This window comes from Enterococcus sp. DIV1059_2, assembly GCF_051713685.1.
Taxonomy (GTDB): domain Bacteria; phylum Bacillota; class Bacilli; order Lactobacillales; family Enterococcaceae; genus Enterococcus_D; species Enterococcus_D casseliflavus.
Window position 1 is genome coordinate 1221082 of sequence record NZ_JBIOQK010000001.1, and the last position, 15661, is coordinate 1236742.

Below are 15661 nucleotides of genomic sequence, written 5' to 3' on the forward strand. Positions count from 1 at the left end.
TGCTTAGTTGATTTTTTTCAGCTGACTGATTTGGGCAGCGACTTGTTTCAAGAAGGCTTCTTGACCAGCCGGCTGTTCTTGGCTGTAAAGGTAGGCTTCGTATTGCTGCGTCAAGCGGATAAAATCACCATGGAACAGTGGATAGAATGCTTCAAGTCGTTGGGCATAATCGATCAACGGCTCCGCCTCGTTACGGTACAGAACTTTCGTCGTTTGCCGCAAAAACAAAGGATAGGCAGCAACTAGCGGCTGTTTGTTAAAGCGGCAGATCAACCATAAATGAATACGGAAAAACGAATGGCGGAAATAGAAAAGTAGGCCAAGTCCTAGGATAGCTAAGCCTCCAAAGAAGCCATTGCGCAGCGTTTGTTTCAGCTCCTTAGTCAACCAAACGTCATCAGTAACCGCAGCTGTTGCAGAACTGCTGGTCGTGGTTTCACTACTTTCTGTTTCCGTGCTGCTTGTTGGTGTTGTTTCACTGCTAGCGGTCGGCGTTTCTTCGGAGCTAGTAGATTCTTGAGTCAACACGGGACGATCTGGATTTTGGAAACTAGGGGTCGGTTCAAAAGGCACCCAACCGTAGCCGTCAAAGTAGACCTCCACCCATGAGTGGGCATTCAAGTTGCGAACGGTATAGGTAGTGATGCCGTTTTCTGTCGCAGGAGATCCAGGAGAAAAGCCTTTTGCCCAGCGAGCAGGGATCTCTAAACTCCGTAGTAGCACGACCATTGCCGTGGAAAAATTGTCGCAGTAGCCGACTTGTGATTCAAATAAAAATTGATCAACATAATCTTGCTCTTCTGCAGGCACGACGGCATCGGTTTTGGAATAGCGGAATACGAGCGGATCTTTCAAATAGCTTTCAATCGCCGTGACTTGATCAAACAGACTGTTGCTGTCAGCGGTGATCTCAGCTGCGAGATCTCGTACCCGCTGCGGCAAAGAATCGGGTAACTGGATATAATCGATCGGAGAATCCGGATAGATCAAAGGCAGATTTTGGAGATTTTCTGCGGCAAAATCTGGATGGTCCCAATCGAGGGTCAAGGTGGTGTCTGGGAGTGGATCAATGAGATCGACCCGCTGGATGGCGTCGCTGATCTGAAACCCGCGAGCACCGTTTTCAAGGGACAACGTGCTGCGTCCATAGGGCAATGGGACATAGTCTCCATGGTTTTGAAATTGGACCCGAACGGATTCGTTCTCAAGATAGGCTTGCTGATAGCTTTGATCCGCGATCGTGACGCCCTCTGCTTCTAAGCGAGCCTCTTCGCGGCTCGTACTGATCCAGCCCTTACCAGAATAAAAATCTTTGCTTTCCACCCGCCAGTAATGCGGGGTTTCTTGTTGCGCTTCAAATAAAATCGTCGCATCATCCAGTAGTGGTCCGCCTAATTGACGGTCGTTTTCACTGAATCCAGTGCGAGAGCCGCTGGGCGTGCCATGTTCTTCAATAAATTGATAAAAACCCAGCTGATTCAGATTTGTCCGTATAGGCGTGGAACGGGCTGCCAACTGTTCCCGCAGGCTCGTTTGCGGCAAGTAGACAGCAGTGACGGCTAATCCACCAATCAATAGCATCACAGCGAACCAGGGAGCGATCGTTTGACTGGATTGAAAGACGCTGCGCTGGATCAGTGAAGAAGCCAAGGCACAAAGAAAAATACCCATCAAATGCCACGTCAGATCAAATTGATTAAAAATCACGACTGTTAGCAAGTAGCCGATCATGGTAGCGTAAATCAAGAAAAAGCGTTGATAAGCGATCGGTAAGATCGCTAAAAACAAAACCCAACTAACGATCAATGTCACCGCCGCCAGTTCGGTGATATAGCCGACTTCACCGCTGAGGATCTCTTGAAAGGCACGGTGCAGGTCTAGCCAAAAACGCAGCAGCCAATCAAAAGAAAAGGCAGTCCCATAAGGAAAGATCCGATACAAGACGATCAGCCAAGCGGCTGCCAGCAAAGGCAAACTGTAACGGACTTTCGGCACCACAGTCAAAATCAAACAGACACTAAAGGCATAAGTTAAAAGGGTGAACTGATTGCCAAGGTCATAAACTGCGATAAACGGCAAGATCACCAGTGATAGACTGAGAAAGGTCAAAAGACCAATCAGCGCTTTCTTAATAAATCTCATCCTACCGCCTCCTCAAGTTTATTCAACTGCCTCATTAAATCAGCGTAGGTAAACACTTGGCAGCTGTTTTTTGCTTCCAACTGACTGAGGTAGTCTTCCAGTTGTGGGGTAAAAACCGGGGTAATGAAGACAAGATGGCTGCCAGTCAAAAGCGGTACCCCTTCAGGAACTTTCTCGAAGGGAAGGATCTGGGCATAGGCAGCGGCATCCGTTTGGTAAGGAGAAGTCAATCCGTCACCAATCAAGAGCGGCTGAAAAAGTCGTTGATTTTGCGAGAAATGGTGGATCGAATAAAACAGTGTCAAAGTCTCTTCAAAAGCAGGATGATCTTCTCCCCAAAAGAGCAGAACGATGTCTTGTTCTTCTTCATGTTCTCGTTCGCGATAGATCAATTCCTGTTGTTTGCTGGATAATTTCCAATCGATATTTTTTAAGGAATCCCCTAACTGGTATTGACGGAACTGTCGAATAGAAAAATTGGGTTCTCCGTGGGTTTGGCTGCGGACTTGCTTTTTAAAAAATGGCAGCAGGGTAACGGCTTCTGGCGCCAATTTAGGCAGGATCAAAATCGATTGTTTCGCAACTGCAGCGTAGCTTTTTTCAAAAAAGCCAAAGAGATCATGGCTGTACAATTGAACGGGCAATTCTTCATAGATGCCTCGCTCCTTTGGGGTCCAAGGCAGCTGCAGCCGAATCAGATTGCCTCGATAAAAGGCGCTGTGATGACTTTCCTTGAAACGATCGTCAAACTGTAAGGTGAAATCGACCAGCGGCAGCAGCGTCGGGCGATACTTGAAGACTTGTAGCGGTAAGGTGATCGCTGTGTGTGTTTCAGCTTGGATCGATTCTTCTAAAATGATTTGAACCTTCTTGAGGGAGGGGAGCAAGAATACTGCATCAAGCAACAATAACAAAGTCAGTAAAAACCAAAGGCTCCAGCCAGCATTATTATTGAAGATCACACAGTAAGCCAGCAGCAGAAAATAGGCAGCGCTAAACAACAGGAGGCGCAGCAGGCGTTCAAGCTTCTTTTTCTTCATCGCTATCTCCTCGTTGGGACAGGCACTCGTTGGATCATCTGTTTCATCAAGTCTGAAAGGGTCTCCGTGCTGGCATGAACGCCACCTTTCAGTAATAAACGATGACCGAAGACTGCTGGTAAAATTCGCTGCAAGTCTTGCGGCGTGACAAAGGTCCGACCTTCCGTCAATGCTAACGCTTTTGCCCCTTTTAAGAAGGCGATCCCACCACGAGGGCTGATACCAAGGTCAATGGCATTATGCTGACGGCTCGCTTGAACCAGCTGCAATGCGTAACGGGCGACCCGCTCATCGACATACACGTCATCGACCATCGCTTTTAAAGCAGTCACTTCATCAGCATGTAAAATGGTTTGGATCTGATCCAAGCTTTGCTGTCGTTTTCCAGTCAAGAGGGCGAGCTCATCTTGAAAATCTGGGTAACCGATATGCAGGCGGAACAAAAAACGATCCAATTGGGCTTCAGGCAAAGGATACGTTCCTTCATACTCGATTGGATTTTGCGTGGCTAAAACAAAAAAGTGGGGACTCAATGGGTACGTTTGATTGTCGATGGTGACATGATTTTCTGACATGGCTTCTAAGAGTGAGGCTTGCGTCCTTGGTGTGGTTCGGTTGATCTCATCTGCCAAGAGGACGGAGGTGAAGATCGGGCCAGGACGAAACTCGAACTGGTGGCTTTGGGAATTAAAAATCGACACACCTAACACATCGTTAGGTAAAAGGTCTGGGGTAAACTGTACCCGTTTGTAGTCACTTTGAATGGCTTTGGCTAACGATTTGACCAACATCGTTTTCCCAACACCAGGGATATCTTCGAATAAAACGTGTCCGCCAGCAAGCAGCGCAGCCACGGTAAATTGGATCACATCTCGTTTGCCTAAAATCACTTTTTCCACTTCTGCGATCAAGGCATCTATTTTTTGTAATTCAGCGGTCATCTGATAACCTCCCTACGTTCGTTTCTTCCATTGTAACGGTTTTCTAGGACTGTCGCAATTTTCGTGTAACAATTAAAGAAAATTTCAAGAATATTCAAAAAAGAGAAATCCTTTCCGCGGATTTGCGAAAGAAAAACAAAAAACTCCCGAAGCGTTTCTTCGGAAGTTTGCGTTTGATAGAAAAGAAGCGACTAGAAGGTGTGATGCAAGAGGTCAGCGGCGATCTGGTCCGCCTGCCGTAAATTCCAAGCATCGGTTCCTGGCTGAGCAGTGGCAGCCGTCAGCCAGTGGATACCTTCTGTGGGAATCCCAAAACAATAGAGGGTAGGGTAGGGGCGGTCATCTGGTCCAAGGATCTGATTGGTCTCAGGATCGATGGCGATCGCACCCGTCTCAAAAGGCACCTCATTGGGGATCGTCAACTGGTGCGGGTGAATGATCCGATCGTTTAGCAGTTGCCGCAACAAGGAATTGTTGGTTCGACGAATCGCTGTCGATGGAATGCGAGCCTCAATTAGTTGCGTCGCGTGATAGCGTGTGTCGTCAAATCGCTTTGAATACGTACAGTAAGCCTCCTCGATCTCAACAGTCATGTCAGGACCTAGTAAGGTCACCACTCCCGCTTCCATCAATGCCACCAGTTCCTGCAGTCGCTGAACCGGCGGACCGATCGATAAAAAGCTGTTCAAGGGAACGAAAGACTGCCAAAAGAGTGTTTTCAGGTCTTGTGCTGGCATTAGCTGATGATCGAGAACAAACCGAATCGGGTCCCGCAGATCTTTGAAGACTTCCAAGGCACTGCTGATAGGTCCTGTTAGATTGCCTTTTTCGGCATCTTGGATTTGGGTACGTAATAGTGCAATGAAAAAGTCTTGCAACGACTGTTGCTTTTTCTGAGCAAAGGGGTCGGCTAGTTGTTGCCATGACCACCACTCCGTCGTAGGAAGCTGCCATTTTTTCAGCAAGTCTTCAGATCCTTCAGAGGCAACAAAGGCGGCGGTAAAAGCGGCAAGCTGATCTTTGTCCAGCAGCTGTTTTTCTAAAAGCAGCGTCTGATAATAGACGAGTTCTGCCTCTTTTTTTAAATAGAAGAGCAGGGTCTTGCCAGCAACCGTTTTGGCTGCTTGCCAAGCAGCGAGGCGTTCAGGGGTCAAAAAAACGGGCTTTCGCTGCTGCGTCGGTGTTTTTTGATTGCGGCCACGAGGACGATACGGGACACCCCGACGAGAACCTGCGATGATTTGCGGTTCTTCACCAGAAGGTTGATAGACGAGGGATCCATTGACTTTGACGAAGGTGCCGCCCCGACCGCTGGTCAAGCGGGTGACGTAATCGTAAAAGGCAAGCCCTAGTCCCCGTAAAATCACAGGTTCGCCAGCTTTCACCGCCGTTAGATCCGTATCTGCCGCATTGGCTGGCGGTGCATAAAACCAGCCATTATTTTCTGCGGCAGCCGCCAATCGTTGTTCTGCTGCTGACAGTTGGGCTTGTGAATGGCCTGTAGCTAAGACGACGGCATCAACAAGAAATGTTTGGTGAGCCGTCGCCAACTGGTAGCGATTTTTGGAAAGAGGGGTCAAGGAGCTGACACTGTCTGACAGATGGTTGACGGTAATGGATTCAGGCAGCTCTTTTAATAGCTGCTGATAAAACCACTGCTGATAGAGGCCATATAACGCCCGCGAGCAATGCCCGTTAGGATCAAGTGAATCAAGTGCTGTGCATTCCGCAACGAGCTCAGGAGCATGCGTGGCTGCGAAATGTTTCCCTTCTGTCACTGCCCATTCGTATAAGGTAGGTCCTTTGACCACGGGACCGCCGGTGCTTAATGTGTCATCCGTGAAAAGGGTGACTTGACTGGTTACAGAATTCAATAGCAGATCCGCCGATTGGTCCGTGCGCCAAACTGCCCCAGGAAGAAAGGGATCAAACAGCAGCAAGTCGATGGCTTGTTTGTTTTGTTTGCTATGAGCGATCAGTCGTTCTGAAAGTGAAAGTCCACGAGGACCAGCACCAATGATAGCTATTTTCATATCACACCGCCTCAATTATTCTATGGTCTTTGTGTCATCAACGAGCTAAGTCAAAAGGTGTCTTGCGGAAAATCAGCCAGTGCATGCCTAGCACCATGGCTTCCTCGATGGCATCGATATAATGGAAAGCAGGCTGATTTGGTTGTTGCTGCAGCAATGGATTTTTTTTGATCGCGTCTAAGAGATCGGTTTTTACTGCATCACTGCTGGCTAAAATGATACAGTGGGGGGCAAAAGCAGCATTGTAAAATGGCAGTAAGCTTGTCAGGCGCTGAACCAAAGCCGTGCGGTCTTGCGGTGCCCCTTGATCCAAGTAGCCGGGCAAAAATTTTGCCTCTCCCGCTAGGGCGTCTTTTCCTTCTAAAAGTGCACCATTGACCATGAGCGTGATACCAGGCATGCTTTTTTCGGGATTGTACATGCCGACGATGGTTTGCTGCAAAGAGATCTGTTGGGCGATGCAATAGCCGATCGTTAAAATATGGGCATCGTTTTGACAGTAGAAGGGCAGTGCAGTGACCTCTGCCACGAGGGCTGCCAGCTGCCAGCCATTAAATTTTTCATACCAGCTGGAAGTCACGGTTCCTCCACTGATTTTTCCTGGTAAAAAGAGGGCGATCTGTTCCACAGAGGGAAATAATGCTAGCTCGTTCGTTACACATTCTTGAAAGCGATGAGGGGCAACATCAGGAAAGGGCTGGTCGTGTTTTGCCAAAACCTTTCCCTTGCGGTCGATCAGCATGGACCAAAGAGCCAAGGAACCATCGTGATCGATAAAACTAAGCAAAAGAGAATGGCCTCGGTCTTGGTTGAGCTGATAGGTCACAGCAGGCCGCCCTAGCTCTTTTTGCTCCAGCGGACCTTTAGTGATTTCTTCCTCTGCCAACAATTCTTTTAATAATGAGTTAGTGGTGACCATGCTGATGCCGGTTTTCTTTACTAAATCGGAGGCGAATAATGCCCCGTTTTGAAATAAGGTTTTTAAAACCAGCTGTTTGTTTTGCTGGCGAATGGAATGGGTGGTAGAAGCCATAGGTGTTCTCCTTAATGAAGTGATTTAATTAAGTATACCGACGGGATGAAACGATGTAAAGTTTTTAAAAGACTGACTTGACGGAAAACTTGAAAATAAGTATACTTAATTAACAATGTTAATTAAGTGGTTCGCCATAAAGAGGACACGAGGTAGAGGGGAAGAGAAACGTATGATCAAATTAGTCATCACAGATTTAGACGGCACATTTTTGAACAGCCAAGGCAGTTTTGATCGGCCTTATTATGAACAAGTCAGCCAACAAATGAAAGAAGCGGGTGTTGCTTTTGCTGCGTGTACCGGCAAACAGTGTGAACGAGTGGAAGAACTGTTTGGTGAAGCAGCAGCGGATGTTTGGATTCTTGGGGATAGCGCGACCCGCATCAAACATCAAGGCGAATACATCTTTGAATCACTGCTGCCAAACGAATTAGGGCGGCGGATCATTGCGAAGCTCGCTGCGATTGCGCAAGATCATGTGATCATCGCCTGTACACCGACTACGGCGTACATTGCGGAAACGACCAATGAAGCAGATGCCCAGAAAGTTCGGGGCTCTTATCGGGTGGTCAAAACGGTGGCGGATTATCAAACCATCACCGAAGATTTTGTGAAGCTCACTATTTTTGATCCCAAACTACGTTGCTTTGAGCATGTCCAACAGTTAGGCGAGTTTACAAACGACGCCTACATCGTGGCTTCGGAAGCCGCTTGGATCGATATCACCAATCAAGGCGTCCACAAAGGAACGACTGTGGCACACTTGCAAGAATTGCTGCACGTCACACCAGAAGAGACTATGGTCTTCGGCGATGGCTTGAACGATTTGGAGTTGATGGCAGCTGGCACGTTTAGTTTCGCCATGAGCAATGCCTTTGAGGAAGTCAAGACAGCGGCAGCGTTTGTGACCAAGTCAAACGATGAAAATGGCGTGCTGAAAACCATCGAACGTCTGTTACCGCTACAAATGAACCAATAAAAAAACCGCTCCCTAGCAGGGATAGCACGTACTTTCATTTGACTGAAAGTAGAGTGCTGCCTGTTGCTAAGGAGCGGTTTTTTCGTTATGCATGTGGTTGACTGACGCTATAAGGATAGGCATCGGCTGACCACTCTTTGCTGCGAGGGACGATACCTAGCTGGAAGTTCAATGTACCACCGGCAGTCAATTCTTGGTGGGTGAAAAACAATCGCTCGAAGGGTTCTTCGTTCAATGTGATTTTATCCACGAAGAGCTGTTGCGGCGCATTGGGCGTGCTCTTGATCACTAAGTCTTTGCCTGAAGCAAGATGTAGTGTTGCTTGATCAAATAATGGCATGCCGATGACATATTCCCCCGTCCCTGGTGTGACTGGATAAAAGCCCAAGGAGTTGAAAATGTACCAACCAGCCATGCTACCGTTGTCTTCATCGCCAGGAAAGCCTTTGGGCGAGTCATTGAAGCATTGTGTCAATAGCTGCTTGATCAAGGGCTGTGCCATTTCTGGTTTGCCCAAATAGCTGAATAGATACGGATAGTGGAAGCTTGGCTGATTGGAGATCGCCAGCTGACCAAAATCGAGTGCGGCCATCTCACTCATTTCATGGATCTCAAAGCCGTAGCCTTCTGTCGTATAGCGAGGTTCTTGATTGCACAAGTCGATCAGTTTTGCTTCAAAGGCCGCTTTGCCGCCATGTTCGGCGATCAAGCCAGCGAAATCATGGTAAACAGCAAAACTGCTTTGCCACGCACTGCCTTCTGCATAATCTAAGCCCCAGCGTATGTCACTGAATTCTGGACGAAAGGCACCATCGGGATCTTTTGCCCGCATAAAGCCAGTTTCCTGATCGAAAATGTTGCGGTAGTTTTGCGATTGCTGCTGATAATAGTCTGCTTGCTCGTCACCCAGCTGTTGCGCGACTTGTGAAATACAAAAATCACTGTAACAATAATCAAGGGTGTGATTGACCGATTCATGATGCGTCAATGGCACATACCCATAAGTCAAATAGTCCGTCGTGCCGCGCCGACCATAATTGGGATTTTCACTTTGGACGGTGGCGCCTTTTTTCATCGCTGCTAAAAATTCGGGCATCAAATCAGGACGAATGCCTTTTACTGCGGCATCAGCGATCACGGCATCGATCAGCGTCCCTGGCATCAATCCACGCTCATCTGGCGATAGCCATTTTGGTAAAAAGCCGCTTTCGCGATAACTGTTCAAAAAGCCTTCCAGCATGTCTTCCAATTGTTCGACAGCCAAGAGTGAAAAGAGCGGGTAGACAGTTTTATACGTATCCCAAAAGCCGTTGTTTGTATACAGTGGTCCTGGTTTGATTGCTTTTGCCAAGGTATCCCAATGCATTTTGCGGCCCTCTTGATCGATTTCGAAGAAGGTTTGAGGAAACAAGAATAAGCGATAAAAATTATGATAAAAAGTAGAAACTTGTGTTTGATCGTGATGCTCGATCTCGATTTTTTGCAAAAAATGATTCCATTGCTGTTGGACAGAAGCTAGATAATCGGCAGGAGCCCATTGCTGTTCCCGTTGCAAGTTCAAACAAGCTTGTTCGCGACTGAGAAACGAGGTCGCAAAACGGATCGTCTGTGTTTGGCAATCATCAAAGCGGAGAACGACGAAGGCTTCTTTGCCTGTCAAGGCACCTTCGATCGCCGTGATGGGTGTTTCAAAGCGATAGACGAAATGGAAGGTGAATCGTTCATCTTCGCACCCTGAAAATACGATCAGTTGACCAGCCACTGTTTGTTCATCCACCTGTTCTAAGACATAGTCACCCGGCAGTGACAAGCCAAGACCTGGCTGATCCCCGCAGTTTTCAATAGTCAGCACACCGCCATACATGCTGGGGATCAAAGTCGTTGTTGTTAAATACCGCTGCGACTTGATTTTAAGAAAGGCTGGATTAAAGGTGCTTTCTTCGGGACGATACGAGCTTTGCGCATGGAAAAGGGTATTTTCAGAAAGCGTGCCGTTTATCGGCAGCATCGTCAGATGGCTGAAATCTCCCATCCATGGGCTAGGCTGATGGGTGATGCGAAAGCCCTGAAAGGTTCGATCTTCTGGATGAAACCACCAACTGCCGCGTTGATCGCTGGTTTGCGGGGCAAAGTAGTTCATGCCAAAAGGAACCCCTGTATAAGGCAGGCAGTTGCCGTGGGAAAAACTATATTGGTTGTCTGTTCCGTGTCGTGTGTCGATCATTGATACGTTCACTTGGTTCACTCCTTTAATTGGGTTGATTCTCTTTTGATCAAAGAAACCGCCACTAGATGGGTGGTCGTCTCCGTTGGTACTGGGGTTGCTGCCTTCGCAGCGTTGATTTTCTCAATCACTTGGTTTCCTGCCAAGCGCCCCATCTCGGCAAAATTCTGCCCGATAGTCGTTAGTGCTGGATCAACGAGGGCTGCGGCTTGGATATTATCGAAACCAACTAGGGAAATGTTGGCAGGGACGTGCAAATCTGCTTGGCGCAAAGCACGCATCAATTCGATGGCGATCAAGTCATTTTCACAGACGGCTGCCGTGACCTGATGTTCTTCCAAGTAGGCAAGCGCATTTGCGATGCTGGCAGCCGTGTCGTCGAGCTTGGTGCGAAAGGTTCTTTGGGCTTTTTTCAGCGCATCGATGTAACCTAGATAACGCTGACGGACGGATTGCGGATGATGGGTATCACCAAAAATATAAGCGATCCGTTGATGCCCCAACGCAAGTAAATGATCTGTGGCTAGCTGTCCACCTTGAAAGTTATCTGGCATCACCGCTGGAAAATCAAACTCATGCAGCTTTTTATCTAAGGTCACGATAGGAAAGTGCTTTTCAGCACATTCGAACAGCAAGTCATAGTAAGAAAACGTATTGCTGGCGTAATAGATCAGGCCGTCGAATTCTTGCATCAGCTCAGCTGCCGTCGTTTTTTCCAAATAATCCACTGGTGTCATCAAAAGTTCAAAGCCGTGTTCTTGCATCACGGGGTAAATGCCTTCGGTAAAGTTTCCTAAAGAGAGATCATTGGCAAAGGGCAAGACAAACAAAATTCGTCCAGTCGCTTTTTTTTCCTTCAATTCTCGGACAAAGCTGCCGCTGCCTTGCACGCGATAGATCAGCTGATTTTGTTCCAGTTCCGTCAAGGCTCTTTTAGAGGTGATCCGACTGACTTGGTATTGTTCAGATAGTTCTTTTTCGGTAGGGACACGACTGCCAGGCGCTAATCGCCCTTCAACGATGGCTTCGTGAAGCTCCGCGTAAATTTTTTTATATAATGGTTGTTTCATAAGAAAACCCCTTTTGATATATCATATTTGTTAGCATACCATAAACCAATAAAAATGAAAACCCTTTAATTATTTTGAAAAAGCGCTAGACATTCAATTAATTCATGATATACTAGGTTCGTAAATTGATATATCAAATCAGGGAAGGTGATGGAATGGTTTATAAAGAAATACCAACTTCAGTAGCAACATTTATGGAAACGATTACGGATCTATGCGGAGAAACGCATGCCGATTGGGCGAAAAATTTTAACGCAGCCTTTGCCAATACACTACTAACGACGGTCAAGCGTCATGAGGATGGCACGACCTTTTTACTGACGGGGGATATTCCAGCCATGTGGCTGCGAGATTCCACTGCACAAGTTCGTCCGTATTTGGTGATCGCCAAAGAAGATGAAGACTTAGCAAGCATGATCAGCGGGTTAGTCAAGAAGCAATTCTACTATATTACGATCGATCCTTACGCAAATGCCTTTAACGAATCAGCCAATGGCGCTGGCCACCAAACAGACGATACAGAAATGAACGATTGGATCTGGGAACGCAAATATGAGATCGACTCTTTATGCTATCCGATCCAACTGGCCTATCTGCTATATAAAAACACAGGCAGAACCGATCAGTTCAATGATGATTTTGTAACAGGCATCAAAAAAGCCTTGGAGGTGTTTGTGACAGAACAAAATCATGAGGAATCTCCATATCGCTTTGAACGGGATACCTGGCGAAAAGAAGATACCTTGACTCATGGCGGCAAAGGCGCACCAGTGAAACCTGTCGGCTTGACTTGGTCAGGCTTTCGACCAAGTGATGATGCCTGCAAATACGGCTATTTGATTCCCTCCAATATGTTTGCGGTGGTGGTCTTAGGCTATATCCAAGAAATCTTTACGACGGTTTTAGAAGACGCAGCGATCGTGGCACAAGCGAAAAAACTACAAGCAGACATTGAAGCAGGGATTAAAGCATATGGGTTGACCACGAACCAAGCTGGCGAAGAAGTCTACGCCTATGAAGTGGATGGATTCGGCAATGGCACCCTGATGGATGACAGCAATGTGCCGAATTTGATCGCCGCCCCTTACTTGGGGTATGGCAGCATGGAAGATCCCCTTTATCTTCAAACCCGTAAAACGTTGTTGAGCAGTGAAAATCCGTATTTCTATGAAGGAAAATACGCCAAAGGCATTGGTAGCTCTCATACGCCAGAAAATTATGTGTGGCCGATCGCCATGGCAATGGAAGGGATGACCACCACTGACAAAGAAGAAAAGAAACGAATTTTGGATCAGTTAGTGGCGACAGATGCGGGTACAAATTTGATGCATGAAGGGTTCGATGTCGATGATCCTTCGCAATACACGAGAGAATGGTTCTCGTGGGCGAACATGATGTTTTGTGAATTGGTCATGGATTATTTCGATATCCGAGTGGAAAAATAAGCAGCACGACCCACTACCATTCGAGTGACACAAAAAGCAGTCCAACGACGCAAACAGCGAGGAGTAAAAATCAATGAAGAAACAAGTTTATATCATCTCACACAGCCACTGGGATCGGGAATGGTACATGCCTTACGAACAGCATCACATGCGGCTAGTGGAATTGATGGATGATCTTTTAGAATTAATTGAAAATGACCCTGAGTTCCACAGCTTCCATCTAGATGGACAGACGATCATCTTGGATGACTATTTAGAAGTGCGGCCTGAAAAACGCGAGGCGGTCAAAGCGGCTATCAAACAAGGGAAATTACAGATCGGTCCGTTTTATATTTTGCAAGATGACTTTTTGATCAGTGCCGAATCAAACACCCGTAATATGCTGATTGGAATGGCAGAAAGCAAAAAGTGGGGCACCCCCGTTATGTTGGGGTATTTCCCAGATACTTTCGGCAATATGGGGCAAACCCCGCAAATGATGCTGCAAGCCAATCTTGAAAGTGCTGCATTTGGACGTGGCGTCAAACCGATCGGCTTTGACAACGAAGTTTTACCCGATGATCAATTTACTTCCCAATATTCTGAAATGCATTGGGAAGGTCCAGATGGCAGTCAAATCTTTGGTCTACTCTTTGCCAACTGGTACTCCAATGGCAATGAGATTCCAGTGGATAAAGCAGAAGCCAAAGCTTTTTGGACACAAAAACTGCAAGATGTAGAAAAATTTGGAGCCACCAATCATTACTTAATGATGAATGGGGTCGATCATCAACCCGTCCAAAAAGACATTTCGGCAGCGATTCGTACAGCCAACGAGCTATTCCCAGAGTATGAATTCAAACACGCCAGCTTTACCGAATACCTTGAAGCGGTGCAAGCAGATCTGCCAGATGACCTAGGAACTGTCACAGGTGAATTGACCAGTCAAGAAACCGATGGTTGGTATACGCTAGCCAATACCGCCTCTTCCCGAGTTTATCTAAAACAATGGAATACAAAGGTTTCCCGCCAATTAGAAAATGTTGCGGAGCCATTAGCAACTATGGCTTATGAAGCAAGCGGCAGCTATCCTCACGATATGTTGGATCATGCGTGGAAAACCTTGATGCAAAATCATCCTCACGACAGTATCTGTGGCTGTTCAGTGGACGAAGTACACCGAGAAATGATGCCGCGCTTTGAAAAAGCCAATGAAATCGGCAAGTTCGTGGCAGATGAAGCGTTACGCAATTTAGTAGCAGCCATCGACACGAGCCAGTTTCCTGAGGAGAGTCGCCCCTTCGTGGTCTTCAACACCACTGGCAGCACCCGTTCTGGTTTAGTGGAAGTCGTGATCGAACTTGAGCGTAAAACATTCCGTGAAGGATTGCCAAGCAAGCTTTACCACGAATTGTTGGCGAAGCCAAAAGGTTCTTATTCGGTGATCGATGAAGAGGGGAACCCTGTTGCTGCGATCATTAGTGAAGAAGAGGTTCTTTTTGACTATGAATTGCCTAAAGATGCTTTTCGGATTCCTTTCATGAAACGCTTTGTCACGGTCCAAGTTGAAGCAAATCAGTTGCCAGAATTTTCATGGCAGACCTTTGCCCTAGTAGAAAAAGCCGCTACGCCAGTAGAGAGCGCCCCGATCGTTTCAGAAGGAGGGCGCAAACTTGCCAACGCACATTTGGAAGCCGTCATTACTGAAAACGGCAGCTTGACGATTACAGACAAAGCAACCAAAAAAACGTATCGCAATTTACTGGTTTTCGAGGATGTGGGGGATATCGCCAATGAGTACATCTTCAAACAACCAGAAGGGGATGAAGCAATCTTATCGACACAATTTCCGCATCACGTGACGATCGAACAAAACGATCCACTGGTGGGGATCGTGCGACTGACGCAAGAATTGCAGATTCCCGTTTCAGCAGATGACCGTTTGTTAGAAGAACAAAAAGCTGTTGTCGATTTCCGTTTCCGTAAGGCACAGCGGAGTCAAGAATTGGTTGCTTTCAAGATCGAGACGGAGATTCGCTTAGAACGAACCAGCAACCGCCTGGCATTTAAAACCACCGTCAACAACCAAAGCAAAGATCACCGACTGCGGGTGTTATTCCCAACAGGGATCATCACGGATTTCCATGAAGCTGACAGCATTTATGAAGTCGTAAAACGGCCGAATCAGGTTTCTAGTCATTGGGAAAACCCAACAAATCCGCAGCATCAGCACGCCTTTGTCAACTTGCATGATGAAACTGGCGGCATGACGGTTTCTAATTTTGGTTTGAACGAATATGAAATCGTGAAGGATCAGATCTGCTTGACCTTGTTGCGCTGTACGGGAGAGCTAGGCGATTGGGGCTACTTCCCAACACCAGAAGCGCAATGCTTAGGCAGCCACACCTTTGAATACGGTGTAGCCTGTCATGGGGCTCCTGAAGAACGTTATGAAACGTATCGCCAAGCACAAGCTGCCCAAGTTCCTTGGACGGCAAGTCAGACCGACAAGCATCAAGGCAAGCTAGCCAGCAGCAACCAATACATGGAAGCTCATGGAACGACGGTAGTTATCACCGCTTTAAAACGCAATCGCCAAGACCAGCAGATCGTTTTGCGGGGCTATAATTTGGCGGATCAAGCCACTGCCTTTCACGTGCAAAAAGAGCAGGCGACGCTCTGTCTGTTGAACCTTTTAGAGGAAGAACAAGCATCGACCGTCAATGAGCAATTACACCCATATGAAATTCGTACCATTGGAGTAAAGGAGTGAGT

10 protein-coding genes are annotated in these 15661 nt (G+C 47.1%); 3 read left to right on the forward strand and 7 right to left on the reverse strand.

Annotated elements, in window-relative coordinates; genetic code table 11:
- Positions 1-3: 3 nt before the first annotated feature.
- The 5 genes from IGI72_RS05740 to IGI72_RS05760 form a co-directional block, all read right to left on the reverse strand.
- Positions 4-2142, reverse strand: coding sequence for a transglutaminase-like domain-containing protein (locus tag IGI72_RS05740; protein ID WP_413152774.1), 2139 nt, complete (start codon positions 2140-2142; stop codon positions 4-6).
- Entirely contained in the window at positions 2139-3182 is a 1044-nt protein-coding gene (locus IGI72_RS05745; protein WP_208773367.1) for a DUF58 domain-containing protein, read from the reverse strand. Before IGI72_RS05745 ends, IGI72_RS05740 begins: the two co-directional genes overlap by 4 nt.
- A gap of 2 nt (positions 3183-3184) precedes the next feature.
- Positions 3185-4123: an AAA family ATPase gene (locus IGI72_RS05750; protein ID WP_005225502.1), complete on the reverse strand. Its 939-nt coding sequence runs from the start codon at positions 4121-4123 to the stop codon at positions 3185-3187.
- A 191-nt stretch (positions 4124-4314) separates the two neighbouring features.
- Positions 4315-6156, reverse strand: a complete 1842-nt coding sequence (locus IGI72_RS05755; RefSeq protein ID WP_413152775.1) for an FAD/NAD(P)-binding protein — start codon at positions 6154-6156, stop codon at positions 4315-4317.
- A gap of 37 nt (positions 6157-6193) precedes the next feature.
- Entirely contained in the window at positions 6194-7189 is a 996-nt protein-coding gene (locus tag IGI72_RS05760; protein WP_213355196.1) for an ROK family protein, read from the reverse strand.
- Between the two features lie 172 nt (positions 7190-7361).
- Between IGI72_RS05760 and IGI72_RS05765 the strand changes: the two genes are divergently transcribed.
- On the forward strand, positions 7362-8168 hold the full coding sequence (locus IGI72_RS05765) for an HAD-IIB family hydrolase (RefSeq protein WP_413152776.1): 807 nt from the start codon (positions 7362-7364) through the stop codon (positions 8166-8168).
- Between the two features lie 85 nt (positions 8169-8253).
- Here the strand turns inward: IGI72_RS05765 and IGI72_RS05770 are convergent, their stop codons facing one another.
- On the reverse strand, positions 8254-10404 hold the full coding sequence (locus IGI72_RS05770; RefSeq protein ID WP_413152777.1) for a GH92 family glycosyl hydrolase: 2151 nt from the start codon (positions 10402-10404) through the stop codon (positions 8254-8256).
- A 5-nt stretch (positions 10405-10409) separates the two neighbouring features.
- Positions 10410-11462 carry a GntR family transcriptional regulator gene (locus tag IGI72_RS05775; protein ID WP_015509306.1) on the reverse strand — a complete coding sequence of 351 codons (1053 nt, stop codon included), beginning with the start codon at positions 11460-11462 and terminating at the stop codon, positions 10410-10412.
- 155 nt (positions 11463-11617) lie between these two features.
- Between IGI72_RS05775 and IGI72_RS05780 the strand changes: the two genes are divergently transcribed.
- Positions 11618-12907 carry a glycoside hydrolase family 125 protein gene (locus tag IGI72_RS05780; RefSeq protein ID WP_086294869.1) on the forward strand — a complete coding sequence of 430 codons (1290 nt, stop codon included), beginning with the start codon at positions 11618-11620 and terminating at the stop codon, positions 12905-12907.
- A gap of 73 nt (positions 12908-12980) precedes the next feature.
- Positions 12981-15659, forward strand: coding sequence for an alpha-mannosidase (locus IGI72_RS05785; RefSeq protein ID WP_413152779.1), 2679 nt, complete (start codon positions 12981-12983; stop codon positions 15657-15659).
- Positions 15660-15661 lie beyond the last annotated feature (2 nt).